Source organism: Massilia sp. CT11-137 (genome assembly GCF_047302885.1).
GTDB classification, from domain to species: domain Bacteria; phylum Pseudomonadota; class Gammaproteobacteria; order Burkholderiales; family Burkholderiaceae_D; genus Telluria; species Telluria orientalis.
Genome location: NZ_JBKYMP010000002.1, coordinates 2,720,193 through 2,742,200, shown reverse-complemented (window position 1 = coordinate 2,742,200; position 22,008 = coordinate 2,720,193). Strand labels below are relative to the sequence as shown.

At 71.4% G+C, this 22,008-nt stretch carries 21 protein-coding genes; 10 read left to right on the top strand and 11 right to left on the bottom strand.

The window, feature by feature from the left end; genetic code table 11:
• Positions 1 to 64 precede the first annotated feature (64 nt).
• On the top strand, positions 65 to 736 hold the full coding sequence (locus ACEN98_RS29160; RefSeq protein WP_413388327.1) for an SOS response-associated peptidase: 672 nt from the start codon (positions 65 to 67) through the stop codon (positions 734 to 736).
• 187 nt (positions 737 to 923) lie between these two features.
• Positions 924 to 1,268 (top strand): DUF1566 domain-containing protein, encoded by a 345-nt coding sequence (locus ACEN98_RS29155; protein ID WP_413388326.1) that lies wholly within the window; start codon positions 924 to 926, stop codon positions 1,266 to 1,268.
• Between the two features lie 44 nt (positions 1,269 to 1,312).
• On the opposite strand, the gene ACEN98_RS29150 is transcribed toward ACEN98_RS29155, so the two are convergent.
• Both ACEN98_RS29150 and ACEN98_RS29145 read right to left on the bottom strand, forming a co-directional pair.
• Positions 1,313 to 2,758 carry a M20/M25/M40 family metallo-hydrolase gene (locus ACEN98_RS29150; RefSeq protein ID WP_413388325.1) on the bottom strand — a complete coding sequence of 482 codons (1,446 nt, stop codon included), beginning with the start codon at positions 2,756 to 2,758 and terminating at the stop codon, positions 1,313 to 1,315.
• Between the two features lie 81 nt (positions 2,759 to 2,839).
• Positions 2,840 to 3,982 (bottom strand): metallophosphoesterase, encoded by a 1,143-nt coding sequence (locus tag ACEN98_RS29145; RefSeq protein WP_413388324.1) that lies wholly within the window; start codon positions 3,980 to 3,982, stop codon positions 2,840 to 2,842.
• Between the two features lie 206 nt (positions 3,983 to 4,188).
• Between ACEN98_RS29145 and ACEN98_RS29140 the strand changes: the two genes are divergently transcribed.
• On the top strand, positions 4,189 to 4,665 hold the full coding sequence (locus ACEN98_RS29140) for a glycine zipper domain-containing protein (protein WP_413388323.1): 477 nt from the start codon (positions 4,189 to 4,191) through the stop codon (positions 4,663 to 4,665).
• Between the two features lie 42 nt (positions 4,666 to 4,707).
• Here the strand turns inward: ACEN98_RS29140 and ACEN98_RS29135 are convergent, their stop codons facing one another.
• The gene (locus ACEN98_RS29135; protein WP_413388322.1) at positions 4,708 to 5,103 is read right to left on the bottom strand and encodes a hypothetical protein; all 396 of its coding nucleotides are present in this window, start codon (positions 5,101 to 5,103) and stop codon (positions 4,708 to 4,710) included.
• Between the two features lie 110 nt (positions 5,104 to 5,213).
• Between ACEN98_RS29135 and ACEN98_RS29130 the strand changes: the two genes are divergently transcribed.
• The 4 genes from ACEN98_RS29130 to ACEN98_RS29115 are packed head-to-tail and all read left to right on the top strand — an operon-like array spanning position 5,214 to position 10,381.
• Positions 5,214 to 6,149 carry a protein kinase domain-containing protein gene (locus tag ACEN98_RS29130; protein WP_413388321.1) on the top strand — a complete coding sequence of 312 codons (936 nt, stop codon included), beginning with the start codon at positions 5,214 to 5,216 and terminating at the stop codon, positions 6,147 to 6,149.
• Positions 6,146 to 8,461 carry an FtsW/RodA/SpoVE family cell cycle protein gene (locus ACEN98_RS29125; RefSeq protein WP_413388320.1) on the top strand — a complete coding sequence of 772 codons (2,316 nt, stop codon included), beginning with the start codon at positions 6,146 to 6,148 and terminating at the stop codon, positions 8,459 to 8,461. Before ACEN98_RS29130 ends, ACEN98_RS29125 begins: the two co-directional genes overlap by 4 nt.
• Positions 8,431 to 9,963, top strand: a complete 1,533-nt coding sequence (locus tag ACEN98_RS29120; protein ID WP_413388319.1) for a hypothetical protein — start codon at positions 8,431 to 8,433, stop codon at positions 9,961 to 9,963. Before ACEN98_RS29125 ends, ACEN98_RS29120 begins: the two co-directional genes overlap by 31 nt.
• 7 nt (positions 9,964 to 9,970) lie before the next feature.
• On the top strand, positions 9,971 to 10,381 hold the full coding sequence (locus ACEN98_RS29115; protein WP_413388318.1) for an SH3 domain-containing protein: 411 nt from the start codon (positions 9,971 to 9,973) through the stop codon (positions 10,379 to 10,381).
• Here the strand turns inward: ACEN98_RS29115 and ACEN98_RS29110 are convergent.
• Positions 10,355 to 10,825, bottom strand: coding sequence for a GNAT family N-acetyltransferase (locus tag ACEN98_RS29110; protein ID WP_413388317.1), 471 nt, complete (start codon positions 10,823 to 10,825; stop codon positions 10,355 to 10,357). The two genes, ACEN98_RS29115 and ACEN98_RS29110, sit on opposite strands and share 27 nt — an antisense overlap.
• A gap of 80 nt (positions 10,826 to 10,905) precedes the next feature.
• On the opposite strand from ACEN98_RS29110, the gene ACEN98_RS29105 reads away from it, so the two are divergent.
• From ACEN98_RS29105 to ACEN98_RS29095, 3 genes are all read left to right on the top strand, one after another.
• Positions 10,906 to 11,229 (top strand): MFS transporter, encoded by a 324-nt coding sequence (locus tag ACEN98_RS29105; RefSeq protein ID WP_413388316.1) that lies wholly within the window; start codon positions 10,906 to 10,908, stop codon positions 11,227 to 11,229.
• 40 nt (positions 11,230 to 11,269) lie between these two features.
• Complete coding sequence (locus tag ACEN98_RS29100; protein ID WP_413388315.1) at positions 11,270 to 12,229, top strand: PP2C family protein-serine/threonine phosphatase; 960 nt, start codon at positions 11,270 to 11,272, stop codon at positions 12,227 to 12,229.
• A 114-nt stretch (positions 12,230 to 12,343) separates the two neighbouring features.
• Complete coding sequence (locus ACEN98_RS29095; protein ID WP_413388314.1) at positions 12,344 to 13,837, top strand: FHA domain-containing protein; 1,494 nt, start codon at positions 12,344 to 12,346, stop codon at positions 13,835 to 13,837.
• 188 nt (positions 13,838 to 14,025) lie between these two features.
• Here the strand turns inward: ACEN98_RS29095 and ACEN98_RS29090 are convergent, their stop codons facing one another.
• The 7 genes from ACEN98_RS29090 to ACEN98_RS29060 are packed head-to-tail and all read right to left on the bottom strand — an operon-like array spanning position 14,026 to position 21,970.
• Entirely contained in the window at positions 14,026 to 16,221 is a 2,196-nt protein-coding gene (locus tag ACEN98_RS29090) for a bifunctional serine/threonine-protein kinase/formylglycine-generating enzyme family protein (protein ID WP_413388313.1), read from the bottom strand.
• Positions 16,218 to 18,185, bottom strand: coding sequence for a hypothetical protein (locus ACEN98_RS29085; protein WP_413388312.1), 1,968 nt, complete (start codon positions 18,183 to 18,185; stop codon positions 16,218 to 16,220). Before ACEN98_RS29085 ends, ACEN98_RS29090 begins: the two co-directional genes overlap by 4 nt.
• A 35-nt stretch (positions 18,186 to 18,220) precedes the next feature.
• Complete coding sequence (locus tag ACEN98_RS29080; protein WP_413388311.1) at positions 18,221 to 19,219, bottom strand: hypothetical protein; 999 nt, start codon at positions 19,217 to 19,219, stop codon at positions 18,221 to 18,223.
• Positions 19,216 to 20,262, bottom strand: coding sequence for a hypothetical protein (locus tag ACEN98_RS29075; RefSeq protein ID WP_413388310.1), 1,047 nt, complete (start codon positions 20,260 to 20,262; stop codon positions 19,216 to 19,218). The genes ACEN98_RS29080 and ACEN98_RS29075 overlap by 4 nt, the downstream gene beginning before the upstream one ends.
• Positions 20,183 to 20,521, bottom strand: a complete 339-nt coding sequence (locus tag ACEN98_RS29070) for a hypothetical protein (protein WP_413388308.1) — start codon at positions 20,519 to 20,521, stop codon at positions 20,183 to 20,185. Before ACEN98_RS29070 ends, ACEN98_RS29075 begins: the two co-directional genes overlap by 80 nt.
• Positions 20,461 to 20,745: a hypothetical protein gene (locus ACEN98_RS29065; RefSeq protein ID WP_413388307.1), complete on the bottom strand. Its 285-nt coding sequence runs from the start codon at positions 20,743 to 20,745 to the stop codon at positions 20,461 to 20,463. The genes ACEN98_RS29070 and ACEN98_RS29065 overlap by 61 nt, the downstream gene beginning before the upstream one ends.
• Positions 20,738 to 21,970 carry a hypothetical protein gene (locus ACEN98_RS29060; protein WP_413388306.1) on the bottom strand — a complete coding sequence of 411 codons (1,233 nt, stop codon included), beginning with the start codon at positions 21,968 to 21,970 and terminating at the stop codon, positions 20,738 to 20,740. The genes ACEN98_RS29065 and ACEN98_RS29060 overlap by 8 nt, the downstream gene beginning before the upstream one ends.
• Positions 21,971 to 22,008 lie beyond the last annotated feature (38 nt).

Sequence of the window (22,008 nt, the reverse complement as noted above, 5' to 3'; positions counted from 1 at the left end):
GACCGACCGGCACGGCGCGCCCTAACGGACGACTGCCGTTTCCCATCTGCGCTACCATCGTCCCATGTGTGGACGATTTGACCAAAGCCAGACCGCGCGCCATTACGCCAACCTGATCGGCTGGACCGACGCCGTGTTCGACAGCGAGTCGAGACCGACGACGAACGCGGCGCCCGGCACCTACCGCCCCGTCATGCACGTGCAGGACGGCGAGCAGCGCGTGGACGACGTGTTCTGGAGTTACCGCGCGAAATGGGCTGAAGGCAAGGTGCCCATCGTCATCAACGCCCGGCTGGAAAAGCTGGCCAACCGCTACTGGTCGCGGCTCGTCAAGAACGGGCGCGGCATCGTGCCCGCCGAGGGATGGTACGAGTGGACGGGAGAAAAAGGCCACAAGCAGCCGTGGCACATCCACCGCAAGGACCACGCCCCGCTGTTCATGCTGGCCGTCGCCAACTTCGGCCCATTCGAGGGGAACCGCGCCGAGGCCGGTTTCGTCATCGTCACGGACGACGCGTCCGGCGGCATGCTGGACATCCACGACCGCCGCCCCGTCGTGCTGGAGGCGGAAGACGCGAAACTCTGGCTCGATCCGGGCCTGTCGCCCCAGCAGGCCATCGAACTGGCGCGCCATGCGGCGGTGCCGGCGGACGCCTTCGAATGGTACAAGGTCAGCACGGCCGTCAACCGGGCCGGCGCCGACGGGCCGGATATCACCCGTCCGCTCGACGACTGACGTATCCCGAAGTCAACAATTGCAGCAAGTCACCTTCACAACGATAGTTGAGAACCATTATTGCAAACGCCGTTATGAGCTAGGTCGTATCGAATGTCGCAACCAAGCGCGGCGATCGATGGTCATACGAGACCGCAAGACATGACGAAAGGGTTGCGCAATGGGTGACTACCTGAGGATCCAAGAAATGTTGAAGGAAGGCGAAGCCTATGCCGGCCTGATACTCGGCAAGAACGGCGAGTCCGACTACCACCTGGTGCTGTTGCCGGACGAAGCGTCCGACGTCAGCTGGCCTGCCGCGCGCGAATGGGCTGGCGCGCAGCACGGCGAGCTGCCGACACGGCGCGAACTCGCCCTGCTGTTCGCCAACCTGCGGGAAGGTTTCGACCGCGTCTGGTACTGGTCGAACGAGTCCCACGACACACGGCCGCAACTGGTCTGGGGGCAGAATTTTGCCAGCGGCATCCAGACCGTGTATGGCCGTCCATTCCGCGGGCATGCCCGCGCGATCCGGCGCATCGACGCCGGATGACGGCCACGGCAGGCGGTGCGCCGCCTGCCGCAGCGCTGCTGCTCTTACTTCGTCGTGTTCGCCTCGGTGAAGACGTTGGAGCGGCCAATGGGCTGATCCATGTTGGCCAGGAACCAGGCCGTCGTCGCCATGACGGCGGCGTGGCGGCGCAGGTTTTCCGGATCCACCTTATCGAAGGTATCGGCGGGGGTATGGTGATAATTGAAGTAATCGGACGAATCGATCCACGGTTCGAAGGTCGGCACGCCCGAATCTTCCAGGTCGTGCAGGTCGCCGGCACCGACGACGTCGTCGCGCCGGAATGCGCCCGCGCCCATCGGATACAGGGCCGCCTGCAGCGGCGCGAGCAGCTTCGCGCCGGCCACGCCGATGCCCGCGTGCAGGCCGAACGGACGGCCCGAGCCGCCGTCGTCCTCGTACGCGGCGAAATGCTTCTCGGCGAGCTTCTTGTTGACGGCGTCGTACGTGTGCCCGCCGCGGCCGCCGTTCTCCTCGTTCATCCAGGCGACGACGCGGATCGTGCGGCGCGGCCGGTAATCCAGCTTGCGCAGCGTGTTGATCACTTCCATCGCGCTGACGACGCCGGACGCGTCGTCGTTGGCGCCGGTGGCGAGGTCCCACGAATCCAGGTGGCCCGACACGATCACGACCTCGTCGGCCTTGTCCGTGCCCGGCCAGTCGGCGATCACGTTGTAGCTGTCGGCGTCCGGCAGGATCTGCGGCGTCAGGGTCAGGTGCATCGTGACGGGGCCGCGCTTCGACAGGCGCGAAATCAGCAGCGAGTCTTCGATCGTGACGGCGGCCGCCGGGATGCGCGCATCGTCTTTGAGGAGCGTGGCGCCTGTGTGCGGGATGCGGTAAGCGGCACCGCCGACGGCACGCACGAGGGCCGCCGCGGCACCCATCTCGGCCGCCATGCGCGGGCCGGCCCCGCGGAACGCGACGGCCTGGCCATACGCGGTGCCTGCCAGGCCGCGGTCCGCCATGTTCTGGTCGAACGGCACGTCGAACAGGACGATGCGGCCCTTCACTTCGGCCGCGCGCGCCTTCAGTTCTTCGAACGTGCGCACGACGATCACCTGGGCCGTGATGCCGGCGGCCGGGGTCGCGCCCGATCCGCCCAGCGCGGTCAGCACGATCTTTTGCGTGACGCCGGCCGGACGGCCCTGGTAGTCCACGAGCGCCCCCTTCTCTTCGCCGCGCACCCAGTGCGGCACCTTGACCGGTTGCAGCGTGACCTTGGCGCCCAGCTTGCGCAACTCGTCGGCGACCTGCGTCACGGCGGCGGCGGCGCCGGGCGAACCCGACAGGCGCGGGCCGACGAGGTCCGTCAGGTCTTCCAGCCGCTGGTAGGCGTAATCGCTTTGCAAGGCCGTATCGCGCACCTTGGCGAGCGCGGCCGGGTCATTACCGGGAGTGGCGGCGTTCGCGGTAGTGCCCATCAGGCAGGCGGCGAGCAGGCTCAAGGCGGGGAGACGGAGGCGATTCATGCTTGCAATCCTTTGGTCGGGGGAAAAACCAAAACGATAACGCATCCGCTTGTTTTTGGGGAAATATATTGGCGTACTCAGTCACACGCGGCCGGGCACCAGGCGCACGAGGGTGATCTCGGACGGCGCGCCAAAGCGTTTCGGCGGCCCCCAGTACCCGGTGCCGCGGCTCGTGTACACCCACAGGGAGCGCACGCGGTTCAGGCCGGCGACGAATGGTTGCTGCAGCGGCACGAACAAATTCCACGGGAAGAACTGGCCGCCGTGGGTATGGCCGGACAATTGCAGGTCGAAGCCGGCGTCGGCCGCGGCCGGCGCCGTACGCGGCTGGTGGGCCAGCAGGATGCGCACGGCGACGTCGTCCGGCGCGCCCGCGGCGGCGAGGTGCGGGTCGCTCTTGTGGGCGGGGTTGAAATGCTGCGCCGTGTAATCCGTGACGCCGGCAATCATGAGCTTGGCTCCGCCGCGGCACCGGATCACGTGCTCGTTCAGCAGCACGCGCAGGCCCAGGCGGCGCACTTCCGCGATCCATTGCTCGGCGCCGGAATAATATTCATGGTTGCCGGTGACGAAGAACGTACCGTCCGGCGCAGACAGGCGCGCCAGCGGTTCCGTGTGCAGGGCCAGGCGCTGCACGCTGCCGTCGACGAGGTCGCCCGTGATGGCGATGGCATCCGGCCTGAGCGCGTTGACCTTCGTGACGATGGCGTTCAGGTAAGGCCGGCGGATGGTCGGGCCCACGTGGATGTCGGAAATCTGCGCGATCGAATACCCGTGCAGGTCTTCCGGCAGGCCGTCGATCGGCACCTCGACCTTGACGACGCGCGCCACGCGGCGGGCGTTGACGAACCCGATGCAGGTGATGGCCAGTGCAAGCAGCGGGACCGCGACGGCGCTGTCGTGGGTGAAGCCGCGCCCGCCCGCGCCGCCGAGCGCGAGCGCCAGCAGCAAGACGTCGCGCAGCAGGGTCAGCACGAACAGCGAGGAAAACAGACCCATCGCGAGCAGTCCGGCCCAGGTGAGCGGTTCGGTCCAGCGCGTGCGGCGCAGGCTCGGCGCGACGAGGCCGATGCGCACGAGCGCGGCCGACACGGCGAGCAGCACGGCCCCCGCCAGCATGCCGAAGACACCGGCGTCCAGCGCAGGCAACAGCCGCAGGCCGATATAGGCGTGCAACAGCAGGAGGATGGCAAGAATGGAAACGAAAGAACGCCGGCGCGCCATGGTAGGTTCGTACAGTCGATGACGCTTCCAAGATGGGGCGGCGAACGCCGACTGCAAGGCCTGCCTGTAACCGATGTTACCGCGGCGGAAGCAGATGTAATAATCTGTATTAACGCGTGGCAGCATACACGGATGTATCTATGATGATTGCATGCCTGGCGTAGTTGCGATCATCCCGATCCCCGTTGAGGCGCAAGGAACTAACCATGTTGAAGAAAAAATGCATTGGTGCCATGCTCCTGGCCGCGGCTGCCGTGTCCACCTCGGCAATGGCTGGCGATCGGGGGGTGAACACGGTCGTGGGCGCACTGGCTGGCGCCGCCATCGGCGGCAGCGTGGGTGGTCGCGACGGCGCGCTCGTCGGGGGTGCCATCGGCGCCGCGGTCGGCAATTCGGTCCGCACCAACGACGACTATTACTATCGCAACCGCGGCTACGCCTACTCGGGCGGCTATTCCGGTGGCTATTACCAGTCGGCACCGGCCTACGTCGAGTCGCGTCCGGTGTATGTGGAATCGCCCCGCTATTACTACAACTCGCGCCCGGACGTCGTCGTCGTCGAACGGGGCCGCGGCTACGACCACGACCGCGGCGGTCATCGCGGCTGGGACCGCGACCGCGGCGGCTACGACCGCGACCGCGGCGGCTGGGACCGCGGCCATGACCGTGGCTGGCACCGCTGATCGCAGCACCGGATCCGGGAACCGCGCCTCGTGCGCGGTTTTTTATTGCGCGTTCGCGCGCAGCCCGGGCGGCGCGGACGCCACGGCACGCGCGTCGGCTTTCAGCGCGGCCCACGTCCAGATGCCGCCCGCGAGGTCGACAAGGCCGAACAGCACGATCATCGGGCTGACCAAGCCGAGCAGTGCAAAGACGACGAACGCGGCGCACACGAGCGCACGCGTGTAGACCGACGCTTCCAGGAACGGCCGGTGCCTGGCGCCGATCCACGCGTAAATGCCGATATTGAATGCGAGTACACCCGCAACGCGGATCCACACCTCGGACGTGGAAGTGATGCCGAAGATCCCAAGCAGCACGTTCGGCGCGACGACGAGCACGGTACTGACGACGAAGACGTAGCCGGCGAATACCCGGGCACTGAACGTGGCTTTGGACATGGCTTCCTCGACTAGTTGCGATCACGGCAATCTTGTCGACTTTAACACGTTTTCTCCCTCCCCCCGCTATTCCCCGCCGAGGCGGCACCGGCCGCCGTTCGGGAGGCTACATGGTCGAGGCAGGCGACATCATCACGTTGACGGCGGGCGCCTGGCGCCTGCAGGCGCCGCTGGGTGGTTCCAGCTACGGCCAGGTGTGGCGCGCGGCGTCGGTGCTGGACGGCACGCCGGCCGCGGTGAAACTCGTCAACCGCGCGCAGATGGAGCTCGCACTGCCGCCCCAGCGGACCGTCTGGCGCGCGTGCTTCGAGGCGGAGATCGCCTTCCTGCGCAGCCTGCAGCCATGGGACCAGCGCCACATCGTGCGCCTGCTCGACAGCGGCGAACATGACGGCCAGCCGGCGCTCGCGCTCGAATTGCTGGACGGCGACCTCGCCGCCCACGTGGCGGCGTTGCGCAGCCGCGGCGACGGCCCTCGCATGGACCAGGCACTCGCGTGGACGGCGCAAGTGAATACCGCGCTGGCGAAAGTCCACCAATACGGCTGGCGCTACCTGGACCTGAAGCCGGCCAACCTGCTCGTCGATGCGCACACCGGCACGCTCAAGCTGGCGGACTTCGGCACCAATCGCCCCCTGCGGGACAGCGCCGCGCATTCGTATGCCGGCACTGCGGCGTGGCAGGCGCCGGAACAATTTTTTCCCGATGATGCCGGCCGCTACCGGACCGACGCGCGCAGCGACTATTTTGCACTGGGCGCCCTGCTCTACTGGCTCGTCGCCGGCATCCCGCTGCGCTTTTGCGCCGCCTGCGCGGACGCCTACCGGGCCCAGGGCACGGCGGGCGCCGCGGCACTGCGCGCACCCGCGATCCTCGCGCCGGACGAGGCCGCGCTGTTCGCCGGCCACGGTGGCGACGCGCCCGTGGCGCTGCTGCGCGCGCTGCTGGCACCGCGTCCGGAAGCGCGGCCCCGCCATGCGCTGGACATCAGCCGCCTGATCGCCCGCGCCGCAGCCGGCGCGAACCCGCTGCGGAGCGCCGCATGAGCCGCACCCGCCTCGCCGCCGGCACGCTGGTCGCCGCCCTGTGCGCGCTGCAGATGCTCGCGCTGCTGCGCGCGCCAGCCGCGTGGCTGCCCGCGCAGGTCGCACTGACGTTGGCGCCGGGCGCGACGCTCGACGTCGACCACGCCGCCCTCGGCGCCCCCGCGGCGGATGCCGGCCGCCTGCGGCTGGGGCGCGACCAGGATGGCACGTGGTGGGCGGCGGACGACGGCACGGGCGCCCCGCTGCGCGTCCAGGACGGCAGTCGCCAGCGCCGCAGCGGCAGCGTGGTCCTGGGGGCCGGCCAGCAATTCCAGTTGGGCGTGCTGCGCATGCGCGTCGACGCGGCCGGCGCGGACGCCGTCGACCTGGCGGCAGGCGGCACCCGCTGGCGCTACGACGGTGCCCTGCTGCGCCGCGACGGCAAGCCGCAACCGGCCTGCCCCGACACGCGCTTCGCGGATGCGTGGAACCGGATCGCCCCGCACGCGCTGGCGTTCGGCCGCCCGCTCGTCTTCGGCGGCAACCTCGACTGCGGCAACCGCATCGCGATCGCGGGCCTGCCCCTGCACGCCGGCGGCATCGCGCGCAACGACGACGGTTTCCTGCTGGGCGCCGCACCCGCCGTGCCACTGCTGCTGGAAGACGAGCGCGGCGCGGCATTACTGGCCGGCCGTCCGCTGCGGCTGGCGGCCGGGCAGACGCTCGTCGCGGGCCGCACCCGCCTGCTGCTCGCCCCGGGCGGCGACGTGCTGCGGCTGCATCCCGGCGGCCACGTCGCGCTGTATGCCGACACACGGAAGCGCCTGCCGGCCGGCGTCGCGTGGACGTGGACGCGGCGCGGCCCGTGGGACCTGCCGGCACACGCCGCGCTGCCGCTGCTGGCCGTCCTCGGCCTGGCCCTGACCGGCGCGCTGACGGCGCTCGTCCTGAACCCGGCCAACCGCCTGCGCGCGGGCGCGGCGATCGGCGTCGCGCTGCTGCTGGCCGGCAGCGGCGCCGTCCTGTTCTGGCTGCAGCGCACCGGCACGCCGGCGGGCGCGGGCGTCGGCCTGCTCGCGGCGTGGGCCGCGCTCGCGTTCGCGCTGCTGGCGCCGCGAAGGCTCGAACCCGTCCTCGCCGCCGCGCTGCCGCTGCTGGCCGTGGGCCTGCTCGCCCAGCTGGACCTGGGACTCGGCGCACCGGACACCGCCTGGCTGCGCCATTTCCACAAGACGGCGGCGCTGTTCGCGCTGGGCGCCGGCGCCGCGACATTGGCAAGCGTCGTGCGTCCGGCGCGGCCGCTGCCGCAGGCGCGCATCGAGCTGGCGCTGTTGCTGCTGACCGGTGCCGCGCTGCTCGCGCTGCTCCTGCAGGTGGCGTACGGCGACGAGACGGGCGTGTTCGACCTGCAGCCGGTGGAATTCGCCAAGCTGGCGCTGGCCGCGCTGTCCGCCCACTGCCTGGCGCTCGCCTGCGCGGACGGTCCCGCACCGGGCGGCGCGTGGCGTCGTGCCCTTCGGGTCGGCGCGCCCGCGCTGCTGTTCATGCTGCTGCTGGGCGTCGCGCTCGTACAGGTCGACGATTACTCTCCGCTCGTGCTGCTCGCGCTGTGGGGCGGCACGATGATGCTGGCACAGGCGCTGGCCACGCGCCGCCGCGGCACCGCGCTGGCGCTGGCGTGCGTCGCGCTGGCCGCCGTCGCGACGGTGGCCCTGCTGCGCGGCGCGGGCGCGGACGGCATCGCCCGCTGGGATTTTTATGCGGACCGCTTCCTCGTCTGGCTCGACCCGGGCACGCATCCGCACACGGGACAGCAGTTGCTGCTGGGCGCCCGCGCCATCGCGCACGGCGGCTGGGTGGGCGCCGACGGCGCGTTCGGCGTCACGGCGCTGGGCCGCGATCCGGGCTTCGCGCTGCGCATTCCGGCCGTGCAGGACGATTTCGCCGCGTCGTTCTACCTCGCGCGCCACGGGCTCGCGGCCGCCGTCGGCCTGTGGCTGCTGCAGGCGCTGTTCCTCGCCGCGCTGCTGCGCCTTGCCATGCGCTGCTGGCTGGCCGGGGCGAACGCGCGCGACTTCCGCGTGGCGTGGCTCGCGCGCCTGCGCTGCTTCTTCCTGGCCGGCGGCGCCGCGTTCGCGTTCGGCCACTTCCTGCTCTCGTGGGGCACGAACCTCGCGATCTTCCCGGTGATGGGCCAGCCGATGAGCTTCCTGTCGGCGGGCGGCTCGCACCTGCTGTTTTTCATCTGCCCCCTGCTAGGTGCCGCTGCCGCCAGCAGCCAAACTTTAGAGGAGAACGAATCATGCCGGTCTACGTCCAACATGAAGCCCTAGGCAAGATCAACGACGTCTTCGACGCACACGCCATCTGGCAGGCGCCCGGGCTCGCGCTGTTCGCGCGCCGTCCGCTGCTGCGCGACCTGCTGGAACGCTCGCCGCGCGAACAGCGCGGACGCGCGGCGACGCGCTGCTTTTCCCACATCACGCTGATGCTGCCGCAGGAAGAGGTCGACGACGACCGCCACCTCACGCGCGGCGCCCGCGTGCGCGACCTCGCCGAGTCGCTGTCCGCGCTGCACCGCAAGGATTTCGGCGACCTGCTGCAGGGCGACGACGTCCGTTACCACGTCGTCGGCGCCGACCGCCTGGAGCCGGGCGAGGTCGAAGTGAAATTCGGCCATGCGGTGTACCTGCCCGCGCCGAGCGAGGCCGTGCAGTACACCGTCAGCGTGTCGCGCGACAGCGCCGTGTGGAAGACCGTCTGCCCCATCTACCCGAACCAGAGACTGACCCTGATCGGCCACGATGCGCACGAGGCCACGTACGCCGCGCCGGGCTGGCCGTTCGGCGCGGAAGGCGCCGTCCTCCTCATCAACGACGGACCGGACTCGCCGCTCGAAGTGCAGGTGCGCCCGAAGGACGCCTTCGAGTGCGGCTACGACGCGGCCGCAGGCTACTGGACGATCAAGTCGCGCCGCGGCGCCGTCGACGCCACCGGCGCGGCGCTGCGCCTGCTGCTGCGCGTGACGCCGACCGCGGCGAGCCGCGCGCCGGCGCCGGTCAAACCCGCCTCCGCCCGCCCCGCCGTCTGGAAACCGCGCGCCGCACCCGATCCCGAACTGACCGCGGTGCCGGTGGCACGCACCCCGGCACCGCCAACGGTCGACGCAACGTACGCGCCCGTGTCGCGCCAGCGCGTCACGCTGGCCGCGCTGGCGCTGCCGCGGCTGTCGCGCTATCGCGAAACGGGCGCGCAGGCGCTCGAGATCAACCTGAACCGCGCGTTGATTCCGTCGGCGCAACCGTCGGACACCGTCATCGGCTTCGCCGTCGACGACCAGGACCAGCTGCAGGCGATCACCCAGGCCGGCCGCGAACGGATCGCCGCGCCGGCCGCGTTCAGCCCCGTCGACGGCACGCGCGTGGAACTGGCCGCCTGCGCGCCGGCGCTGGCCGACCGCTACTGCGCCCTGCTCGTGCTGCCGCAGCCGCCGGCGCTGCCGGTGGCGCCGGGTGCGCGCTTCACGTTCGGCCGGGGCGCGCCCATGCTCGCGGCGCTGCGCGTGCTGGATTCGCCGGCCTTCCTCAAGAATGCCGCCGGCACGCCGCCGTCGAGCGCCGACCGCCTGGGCCTGTCGCGCGACGCGTTCAGCTTCGAAGCGGGGCCGGACGGCTGGCGGATCGCGCGCCTGTCGCCCACGCAGGCCTTGTACCACCTCGATGACAAGCTGGCATTCGTCGCCGCGATCGACGCCGCGACGCCGGAACAGCCGTACCGCCTGCCGGCCGGGCACCACCTCGTCGCGGGCCATTACGTGCTGCGCTTCGATGCGTGAGGCGGCCATGGCTTCGTGGCTCGTGTGGGCCGGCGCGCTGGCGACGACGCTCGTGCTGGCCGCGTGGTGCACGCCGCGCGCATGGTGGCGCCGGCCCAACCTGCGGGCGCTGGCCGTCGTTGCCGGCGGCACGCTCGGTGTCGGCCTGCTGTTCTCCGCGCTGCTGCCGGCCGCGCCGGTACCCGTGGCCGTGGCAGCCGGCCCGGCCGCCGGCGCGCGCTACCTTGTCGTCGACGACCTGAACCTGCGCGAGGACCGCGGCGTGCGCGCCCCCCGCATGCGCGTGCTCCGTCCCGGTACGGTCGTCAGCGCGACGGGGGCGACCGACGGCGACTGGTGGCGCGTGCGCGTGGAAGGCAGCGGCGTGGAAGGCTGGGCGAGCAGCCTGTGGCTACGCCGCACCGACGAGCGGCATTGACAGGCGCATCGGGTTGTAGTGCACCTTGTCGACCTGCATGGGCGCCGTGCGTTCGAAGCCGAGCGACGCGTAGAACGGCACGGCGAAATTCGACGAGTTCACGGTGAAGACACCGGGATGCCCGGGCACGAGCGCCGCCGCGCGTCCCGCGTCCCACAGTGCCCGCGCGATGCCGCGCCGCTGGTACGCGGCGTCGACGAACAGGTGGAAGACGTGCGTGCCGCCGCGCACGCCGATGAAGCCGGCCAGTACGCCGTCGACGACGGCCACGTGGTAGACGAAGCCGGCATCGAGATTGCGGCGCAGGCCCGCGGCGTCGTGCTGGGCGAGGAAGCCGGCGGCGTCTTCCGGCGCGGATTCGTGCAGGAAGAACGTCTCGGCGGCGCGGCGCAGGACGGCGGCGGCCGCCGGGATGTCGGCGGGTTCCAGTAAACGTATTTGCATGCGTTACAAGATAACACAGCCGTCTTGTCGAAACGTCACGTTGGGAAAACCACGCAGGCCGCCCCACCGCCGCGCTGGCGGTGTACGGCGCGATGCTGGCCGTCATGCCCTTCCTGCATACGCTGGCGCTGCTCATCCCTCTGATCGTGGTCGGCGGCATGGCCTGGTCGGCCGTCGTGTCCACGCTGAACGCAGCCGCCCAGCTGTCGTTCCCGGCGGAGGTGCGGGCGCGCACCCTGGCGATCTATGTCGTCGTGATGGCGAGCGGCTACACGCTGGGCAGCCTGTTCTGGGGCCGCGTGGCGGACGCCTGCGGCGTGCGGTACGCGATGGCGGCGGCCGGCGCGTGCGTGCTCGTCAACGCGGCCGTGTTGCTGACAGGTAGACGGCAAAACCCCATCTAATCGAAGCTTGGTCGTTTGGCATTTGCGGTTAGAGTAAAGGATGCCAATTTCTCCCTTCACTGCCGGGCTGCGCTTCGGCCCCCTGGACGTTGCGGCGTGCTCGCGCCTGGGCGCCGGGCCGCGCCTGCGCGCGGAAAACCAGGACAACCTGCTGCTGATCGACGTGGAAGGCCACGCCGCCTGGCTGCAGGACCAGGCCGTGCAGCGCCGGAGACTCCCCGGCTGGCGTCCCGGCCACGCGCGCCTCGCCGTGCTGGACGGCATGGGCGGCCATGGCCACGGCCGCGAAGCCGCGGAAGCCGTCGTGGCCGGCCTGCTCGCCCTGCCTCCGTGTGCAACCGGCGCCGGGCTGGCGCGCCGCCTGGACGCGCTGCACGCCGACCTGCAGCGCCATTTCGCCGACGCGCCCGGCCCCCGCCCCGGCACCACGCTCACCCTGCTGGAACTGCGCGCGGACGACACGCCGCTGCTGTACCACGTGGGCGATTCGCGCCTGTACGAAATCACGCCTTCGCGCGCGGCGCCGCTGACGGTCGACCACGTCCCCGCCACCGCCTATGCGATGGCGGGCCTGCTGGGCGAAGCCGACTGGTGGCGCCAGGTGCATGGCGAACACCGGCCGCAGATCGCCCAGGCCTTCCTGCTCGGGAACGCGTTCGCCGACCCGACGCGGCTGAACGACCCGCTGTACGAATTGTCGCCGCTGAACCTGCCGTCGTGGCTGTCCGGGCTGGCCGACCGCCGTCCGCTCGAGCTGCGTCCCGGTGCCTCCTACCTGCTGGCGACGGACGGCCTGTGGTCGTGCTCGGACCCGGTCGGCTGGGCCGGACAATGGCCTCAGCTGCTGGCCGGCACCGCGGACGCAGCCACGATGCTGCACGCGCTGATGGAAGCCTACGATGCCCATCCGGCCGCATTCTTTTATCCGGACAACGTCAGCGCCATCCTCGTACGCGTCCCTGGCGCGGCGCGCGACGAGACCGCATTGCCGGGAGCATGACTGTGGTAAATAGTGCATCTTGGAAAAAAGTCTTGCTCAACCATGAAATCCGCGCGCCGCGCTACGCTACAATCGCGTAAGCTGGGTCCCCATCCCCCGAACCGATAATCGCCCATGAAGCGTTGCAGCAGTCCCGATCACCCGCATTGCACCGTCTGGGTCGCCCCGGGCGAGGCGCAGTGCGCGCACGGCCACCGCCAGCCGTCAGGCGCCGTCGATGTGCTCGGCTCGAGTTTCGAGATGCTGAAACGCGTACGCACCGAAGGACCGGCGCGCATGCCGGCGGCGATCCATGCGCCGCCACCCCGGCCGCACCTGCACGTGAGCGGCTTCGACCCGCGCGCGGCCGGCGGCCGCCAGGCCATCAAGCTGGAGCTGCGGGGCATGCCGGACGACGCGCCGGCGCAACTGACCCTGCTGCTCGAATCGAAGCTGCTGCCGATGGGCGCCGGCCAGCTGCAGTTTGCGCGCACCCTGCGCGGCGACTGGCGGCCCGTGTTCGTGGAATTCTCGTCGCGCGGACGGGAACACGGCCAGTACCGCGTCGACCTGGAAATCCATGCGCGCCACCCGGCGCGCACGTGGGTCGCGACGCTCGTGCTGCTCGTGCCGCGGCCGGACGCATCGCTGGGCGAGATCCACCAGACCTATCTGTCCACGCATAAGAACGTGCGCATCAGCGCCGACGATGCCGCCATCGCCCGCGTACAGGGCCTGGCCGGCGGCGGCGCGATGGACATCGACATCCATGCCCGCAACGCCTCCATCGCCCAGCTGAACCTCGAGGGGAGTGGCGGCGGCAAGGTGGCGGTCGGCCTGCCGACCATCGCGTGGGACGAAGACCTGATCGAGATCGACCTGCCCGCCGAGCGCGCGGCGCATCCATGCCCGGCAAGCACCGGCTGCCTCGTGTACGCGGAACCGGACGCCGGCGCCCAGCGCCACGTGCGGCTGTTCGCGCTGGACGAATGCGTGCTGGGCCGCTGCGACACCGTCGGCGCCGAGGCCGACCTGCTGCTGGAACACCATGGCGCGCAAGGGCCCGAACGGGATGGCCTCACGCGCCGGCTGTCCGCGCGCCACGCCGTCATCCGCCCCGCGCGCGGCGGGTTCGAGATCGAGGACGTGTCGCGCTACGGCCTGTTACTGGACGGCACCTGGCCGGGCAAGCACGCGCCCGTCCCCCTGCGCCTCGGGATGCGCATCGAATTGACGGCCAGCATACGCGGCGTGGTGACGTTCGTCGTGACGGCGCTGCACGCGCATGCGCTGACCCTGCACCGCGTGGATGGCGGCGGTGCGTCCGAGTGCTTCGTGCTGCTGGCGCCCGGCGTCGTGCCCGAGCCGGCGGCGCTGGGGTCCGGCGCCCTGCCGCGCGCGGCGGGCATGCCGGTCCTGTTCCACCGCGACGGCGGCTTCTGGCACCTCGACCCGGCCAGCGGCCAGGAAACGCCGATCGGCCCGGCCACGGTGCTGGACCGCCTCGCCCGGTTCACGGGCCGCGTGCGGTTCGCGGCCAGCCCACGTCCGGAAGACCACGCCGAACACACAGGCGACCGCCGGCGCACTTACGCACGCCTGGTCGACGCCTACGCCGGCCGCGCGTAGATCAGCCCGGCCGCAGGATCAGGAAAATCAACGCCGCGCCGGTCAGCAGCACGGCTTCCAGCGACAGCACGATGAACGGGATCTGGATATCCTTGGGAATTCGCATGATCGCCTCCTCGTTTGCAGAGTGCGATTCATTATGCGCTCAAGGGTGAGACACCGCGAATTTCCGCTGCGTATCGTGTTGGCTACATCAGGTCGCGTACGATACGAAAACCCACGATGTCGTTCGACAGGGCGGCCGAAAAGCCGTTGCGCAGCGCCGCGCGCAGGTAGCGCGGGTTGTACAGCCAGGAGCCGCCGCGCAGGATGCGGCGGGCCTGGTCGCCGCCCTCTTCCCACGCGCTGCCGTCGAGCGGGGCGCCGTCGTAATTGTCGTGGACCACGTCCTGCACCCATTCCCACACGTTGCCGTGCATGTCGAACAGGCCCCAGGGATTGGCGGGGAACATGCCGACCGGCGTCGTGCCGCGCCGGTACTCGCCGCGCGGCCCGCCGTTGTACGTGAAGTTGCCGTCGTAATTCGCCTGGTCCGTCGTGATCCTGTCGCCGAACGAGAACGCCGTCTTCGTCCCGGCGCGGCACGCGTACTCCCATTCCGCCTCGCTCGGCAGCCGGTACGATTTACCGGTCGCTTCGGACAGCCAGCGCACGTAGCGGATCGCGTCGAACCAGTTCACGCCGACGACGGGATGGCGGTCCGTCTGCGCGAAGCCCGGCGCGTCCCAATCGGTTTCCCCGCTCGGCCGCCAGCCGGAGCTGGCCACGAACACGCGCCACTCGCCGACCGTCACCGGATAGCGGCCCATGGCGATCGGCTTCTCGATGCCGACCCAGTGCTGCGGCAGTTCGCGCGCCAGCCAGCCCGGTTGCGAGCCGGCTTCCATCGCGACCTTCCGTTCGTGCTCGGGAGAGCCCATCTGGAAGCGGCCCGTCGGCAGCAGCACGAGTTCCGGCCCCCTGGCGTCGCCGCCGAGGAAGCGGTCGCGCAGCACGCCTTCGGTGTCGGCGACGGGGCTGGCCGGCGTGGGCATCAGCTGCGTCAGCACGGCCTGGGCTCGCGCCGCCTCCTCGAGCCGGGCGCGCTTCTGGTCCGCGATGTATGCCGCGGCCGCCTTGGCCTGCACGAGCTTGCGCTGCGCCTCCTCGCGCTCCAGTCGCGCCTTTTCCGCTTCCGCCGCGCGCCGTTCCAGCAGCTGCTGGCGCAGCGCTTCCTTGCGCGCCGCGCGCGCCGCTTCCGCCGCCTGTTTCGCGGCCCGTTCCTGTGCGCGGCGCTGGCGGTCGAGCTGCGCTTTTGCCGCGGCTTCCGCCTGGGCCTGCGCCAGCTTGCGCGCCGCCAGTTCGCGCGCGGCGCGCTCCCTGTCGATGGCGTCCGCCGCGGCCTGCGCCGCCCCGTCGACGACCGGCGCGGCCTGCAACCGGGCGAGCAGATCCGTCACGCTGGGCGGACGCCGGGCCGGGTCCCGCGCGAAGCCGGCGCGCAGCACGGCCCACTGCGCATCGTTCAATGCCGCCGGCCGGGCCGGATCGGCGCCGGTGGGCAACGCGCCGGCCAGCATCCGGTACAGCATGACGGCGACGGCATACACGTCCAGCCCACGGTCCGGCTCACCGCCGGTGCCGGTGGCCTCGGGCGCGCGATAGCCGGCCGTGCCGGAGCTGGCCGGGGCTTCCAGCGCGAGGCCGTCCGCGCGGGCGCGCGCCGCGATGCCGAAGTCGAGCAGCTTGACGTCGCCGCCGCGGGCGATAAACACGTTGGCGGGCTTGATGTCGCGGTGGACGAGGTGGTGCCGCTCCCACGCGTAATCCAGCGCGGCGGCGACGGGCGCCAGCACCTCCAGCGCGCGCGCCGGGTCGAGCCGGCCCACGCGCGCCAGCAGCGTGTCGAGGTCCTCGCCGTCCAGGCACTCCATGATGATGAAATAACTGCCCGTGGCCGGGTCCTGGGCCCAGTCGTACACGCGCACGATGTGCTGGTGCGCGAGCTGGCGCGCGCGTGCCGCTTCCTCGATCAGCAGCTTCGCGTGCAGCGAGTTTTCCGTGAGCCGGGGCGGCAGGATCTTCAGCGCGACCTGGGCGCTGTGGCCCAGTTCCGCGTGCGTGGCGAGGTCCGTCGCCTGCCATACCTCGCCCATGCCGCCCTGCGCGATCAGGCGCTCCAGCCGGTAGCGGCGGTTCACCGGCCCCACTTCCTGCGTGGCCATCAGGCCGATCTCGGTGCCGGCGCGCACGGATGCGGCCGGCGGCGGATCGGCGGAAGAATCGGCCGGATAGGCAGCGTCGAGGATCGCGTTCTTGCGGCTGTCGAATTCCTGGCGGCTCAACAGGCCGTCCTCGTGCAGCGCGCGCAGTTCGCGCAGCTTGTCGATCGCCGTCTGCATCATCCCCGCGCCGGCAGCGGCGCGCCGCACGTACCGCAGAACCGGTCGCCGGGCTGGGCGCCCGCGTGGCGGCAGGCCGTACCCGCGATCAGCGCGCCGCCCAGTTGCGCCTGCGTGGCGAGCGCCGTCTTGTTGACGTCGTTCTGCAGCGCGAGCAGTTCCAGCTGGTGGCGCCGTTCGCGTTCCAGTTCGTCGTTGCGGCGCGTGCGCTCGCGTTCGACCTGTTCATCGGCGAGGCGCGACGACGTCAGCGCCGCCAGCTGCTCCGCGCTCATGCCGGCCTGCGTGCGCGCCTTCAGCACGTCGGCCAGCAACGCGGCATTGGTCTCGCCCGCCAGCACCAGTTTCGTCGTGTCGTCCACGGCGCCCAGCGTCTCCATGCGGCGCAGCTCGTGCGTGCGCTCGGCCGCGAGCAGCTCGGCCTGCAGCACCGCGCGGGCTTCCTCGCCATCGATCGCCACCCGCTGCAGAGCGGCATCCGCTTCGATCGTGCGCAGCAGCTTTTCGTGCTGGGCCAAGGCGTCGGCCTGCGTCCCGTCGCGGCGCAACGCTTCCACGCGCTGGCGCACGGCTTCCACCTCGATGGACTCCGCGCGCTCCGCCGCGCGCAGCCGCGCCGCATGGTCTTGCGCGTCGATCTCGCGCGCGCGCCGTGCCGCATCTTCCTCGGCCGCGTGCAGGCGCGCCAGTTCCGCGCGCTGGCGCGCCGCGTCCTCGATGCCGCGCGCCTGCTCGATCTTGTTGCGGATCTGCTGTTGCAGCAACTGGTGCGAGAAGCGCTGCGCGGCGACCGTGCGGGCCTGCGCCGCGTCCTGGCGCGCGAGCGCGACCTCTTCGCGCATGCGCACGGCGGCCAGCTCGCGCAAATGCGCCCATTCCGTTTCCTGGTCCGCGCGCGCGCCGCGTTTCTGCGCCAGCTCGTGTTCCAGCTCCGCGACGAGATCCTGCGCGCCCCGTTCGATCGCGTGCTTGCGCGAGCGGGACTCGACGATCCGGCCATACAGCTCGATCTCGCGGGCGCGGATCGCCTGCGCGCGCTCGGCGTTCCGCAGGCTCATCTCCGCGCGTTCGATGCCGGCGCCCTGGCGCAGTTCCGCGCGCCGGTGCGCCAGGCGCGCCTGGCTTTCCTCGCGCGCGATGCGGCGCCACTCGTCGTCGGTATACAGCTCGTCGAGCTGGCGCGCATGCTCGACCTTCACGCGCTGCTCGTCGACGGCCAGCCACAGGCTGCCGATGCGGGCGCGGTTGGCGTCGAAGCGGTCGTGGCGCAGCGCCAGCGTCTCCACGCGGACGATGGCCAGCCCGTAATCGGCGAGCAGGGTGGCGAGGCCGCCCTGCAGGTGCTGGTCGAGTTCCGGGCGCAGTTCGCGCTGCCCCGCCATCTCGCGCAGCGAACGGGCGGCGACGAATTCGCCCGCCAGCTGGCGCACCGGCTGCTGCAGCAGTTCGCGCAGGTGGTCGGCCTTCACGGTGCCGGGCATCGTCATGAAATGGCGCGCGAACGCTGGCACGCTCTCGATCCGGACTGACAGCGCCAACCGCGCGGACACCTCCAGATGTTCGGCGCTGACCAGGCCATCCAGTTCGAACTCGACCGGCAGCGCGCCGCTCCTCGTGACGAGGATCTCCGCATGCTGGTCGCGCAGCAGGTGGTTCAGGCGCGTAAAGAAGCCTTCGATCTCGTATTCGCCCTGCGGCACTTCGGTGGCCTGATCGCCCTGCAGGATGTAGGCACGTGCCGTGGCGGGCACGCGCAGGGTCTTGACGAATACGCCGGACAGCGCGCGCACGCCGAAGAACACGGCCAGTTCGTCCGGGCCGGGCACCCAGCGGTTCTCCACCAGCACGGGTTCGTTGCGCGGCGTGCCGAGCATCAGGCCGCAGGCGGCGCAATAGCCGTCCGCCGCGCCCGTCCCTTGCGAACAGCGCGGGCACTTTGCCCCACCCAATCCAAACATCCGCAACATCGTCGACTCCTTCCGGCTCACCCTGCAAGCCTACATCAAATGATTCCGATCCGCTCCACGCACGCCACGCTCGCGCCGCGCGCGCGGACGTCGTCCGCGTAGCCCGCCGGCAGCGCATCGCGCCACGCATGCGGCAGCACGATGCGGTCGCCCGGCCCCGCCTCGCGCAGGAGCAGCGCGCATTTCGGCGCGATCCCGTCGACCGTGTCCACGCGGCCCGCATGCCACGCGTCCGAGCAGCCCGTCGCCAGCAGCCGCGCACGCGGGACGAATTCGCGGCCGCGCGCGATGCGGTCGGCCAGCACGAGGGCCAGCTCGTAGGAACGGCCGGCGAATGCGGCGTCGCTGAAGCGCACCGTCGTGCGCCAGCGTCCGAGACCGCGGCCATCGAAGTGGCGCGCACCGGCCAGCACCTGGCGCACCGCCAGCTGCCGTGCCGCGTCCGCGCCCGCGCCCGCCACGGCGATCGTCTGTTCCTCGTCGAGGCGTTCGCCCTCCAGCGGGTGCACGCTCACCTCGACCCAGCCGAGGCCGTCGCCGTCTCCTCCGCTGTGCAGCGGGAACCACGCGCGGGCGCCGGACACGCGCGCGCCGGGATCCGGATGGCCGTCCAGCTGACCCAGGTGCGACAGGCCGTCCGGCCCGCCCAGCAGCGCGTCCGGCGACGCGTCCGCGACGTCGTGGCCGTCCACACGGCCCAGCTGCCACGCATCGGACCAGCCGTTGGCGACCACCTCCCGTCCATGCCACACGCCGCGCACGATACGGTCGGCCAGCACGAAGGCCAGTTCGCAGTCGCGCCCCACGGGCGCGCGGTCGACGCCGAGCACGACCTGGTCGCGGCTGTCGATCTTCGCTTCCGTGTGGCGCGCGAGGCGGACCACCTGCTGCAGGCGTTCGGCCAATGCCGCGTCGCCCGGCACGGTGCACTTGACGTCCGCGCGGCCCGCGCGCTCGCGCCGCGTGGCCGTCACGGTGAGCAGCGTGCCGTCGGGCTGGCGGGTGCGGCACACGGCCTGTTGGGGTACGTTCATGCCGCCTCCGCGACGTGTTTCGCCGCGCGCCGGCCGGCGCAATCGGCTTCGAGGTTGGCGACGATGCGCTCGGCTTCGTCGTACAGCGCGGCCAGGCGCCCCCCTTGCGCGCCTTCGAGGCGCGCCAGCAGCGCCCACGCCTCGTCCAGCGCGACGGTCGCGCGGCGGCTGTGGCGCATGCGGCGCAGCTGCTCGTCCAGCGCGAGCGGCTGTCCCGGCGCGGCCAGCACGAGGGCCGGCATCGTCGTGATCTCGACGGACAGCCGGTCCAGCCGCTGCAGCAAGGCCTGCTGCTGGCGGAACTGTTCCTGCCCGTTCGGCAGCGCGCCGAAGCGCAGGCCGCACATCAGGCAAGGCAGCTCCAGGAACAGCCGGCGCATGGCCTTCGCGTCGGCCAGGTCCGGCACGACCTTCTCCGCCACGGGCGCGGGCGCCGCGGCCGCTGTGCTGCCGGCTGCGCGCGCGGCGAGTTGCGCCGCGTAGTCGACGCCTTCCAGTTCGACGGGCACGCAATCGTCCACGGTCAGGCCGAAGCGCAGGTACAGCAAGCGGTTCAGGCCCTGGCGGAACGCGTTCCACTCGTCGATGTCCACGCACGGCGGCAGCTCGAGCACGCCCTGCTCCAGCGCGCTGCGCACCGCACTTTCCACTTTCATGCGCAGCGCGGCCAGGTCGACGCGGCCATCCGCTTCCGCGGCCAGGTACAGGTCGAAGCGCTTGCCCGCGGCGGCGGGGTCCTGCGGGTCGATGGCGAAGGTCGTGCGCAGGCCGATCTCGGGCGCCTGCGCGTACGGGACCACGGTTATCGTGTACGGCCCCGGGTGGAACGCCCACGCGAGTTCGCCGGGACGCAGCTCGACCTTTTTCCCGGCCGGCGTCGTGGCGCGGCGCGGGCGGCCGTCCGCGTCGACGATGACGACGGGGCAGCCCGGCTGCGGCGCGCCGCGCGCTTGAAGAATGGGATCATGGTGTGTCCGCCTCCAGCGGTTCGACGGTGAAACGGGCGCCGTGCGCCTGCAAATGGTCCGAGGGTGCGGCGGCAAACGGCCAGGCGGCCTCGCACTCGCCGTCCGCATCGAGCTGGCCGGCGAGCACCACGGCGCCGGCGCCGTCCACGACGCGCAGCGGCGCGCGCGCCACGAGCAGCGCTTCAGCGAACGGCGCCTGCGGCGCCAACTGCAGGACGGTGCGCCACCCGGCGCCGGCGGACATGAAATGCAGGGTCCACCAGCCGTCGTCCGTCACGACCGCTTCCGGTGTGCCGGTGCTCGCGGCCCGCAGCGCGCGCGGCTGCCGCGCCACGCGGCCGATGCGGCCGCGCGCCGCGCCAGCGCGAGATGGCGCAGCCGGCGCGCGGTCAGCGGCGATGCCCGCAGCGCGGCCCGCTCGCCCGACGTCAGCGGCCGGCTGCCGTCCAGCGCCGCGGCCAGCGTGGCATCGTCCAGCATCAGGCGGTCGCCGTCCTTGCGGCGGGCCAGCAGCAGGGCTTCCTGCAGCCGGCGTGAGCTCGTGTCGTTGCTATGCATCGCGTCCTCGCTTCGTGTCAAAGGCGGCATTCATCCGGGCGATCGCCGCGTCGCGCCGCTTGCGCAACGTCGGCAGCGACACCTCGGCCAGCGCCGCCAGCTGCTGCATCGTCGGCAGCGCGCCGGTGGCCGGGTCGCGCCACGCGTCCGGGTAGGACGCGTCGTCGGGGCCCAGCAGCTTCGCGTACACGGCCAGTCCCACCGGCAGGCCCTCCGCCGCCAGCAGACCGTCCGGCACCGCTTGCGCCACATAGCCGGGGGGCAGTGAAACGCTCAGCGCGAGCGTCTCGAGGCGCGGGTCGGCTTCCTCCGGCACCGGATCGGGTTCCGGTGCCGCGGCGTCGAGCGCATCCTGCTGCGCTTCCAGGATCCGGTCGGGGCCGGGCGTCGCCGCGCTTTCGGATTCCTGCAGCACGCGCCAGTAATCTTCCACCCAGACCGACGCGTCGTCCAGGTCCTGCAGCCAGTCCTCGTCGCGGTTGGCCGACAGCTGTTCGTAATCGCCGATCTCGCGCAGCATGGCGGCGATGCGGTCCGGGCTCGTCTTCAGGCTCGCGCAGCGCTTGGAGCGCGTGTGCAGCGGGCCGGGACCGCCGCCGAAGTGCTCCATCGATGCGCTCCAGCGCAGGATCCACTCCGCGCGGCAGTCGTGGATGGTGCGCAGCTGGCGCACTTCGATGGGGTCGGCGCCGTCCGCGATCTCGCGGCCGAGGATCGCGCCGACCTGCGCCCGGTGCGCGCGCCAGTTGGCGAACAGGCGGGCCACGTCGTGGTAGGCGGTGTCCAGCATCCGGTAAGCGTACATACGATTCGGGCTGCACGGACGGCCGCAGGCGGCCTGGTAGTTGTCGGCATCGACGCGGTCGCGCAGCACGGCGTACATGTCGTTCACCTTCTTGCGCAGGAGTGCGTCGCCGGAGGGACCGTCCGCCAGCGCGGCGCACAGGGCGTCCCAGTCGGCCGGACGGGCGCGCAGCTCGACGACGAGCGTCACCGCCAGCTCGTGGACGGTGTCGCCGTAGCCGTTGCCGGCCGCCCGGGCGCGGGCGCTGTGGCGCTGGGCCGTCAGCTGGTCCATCATGCGTTCCACATAATGTTCCAACCGGGCCTCCAGGTCCGGATGTGCGGCATCGAGACCGCGCAGCGCGGCGAGCGAGCACTGTCCCAGCAACTTGCGCACTTCTTCCCAGCCCGGTTCCTGGTACCGGGTTCCCGGCAAACGCATAAATCCTCTTCGATGTTCGGCCACGAATAGCAGGACCG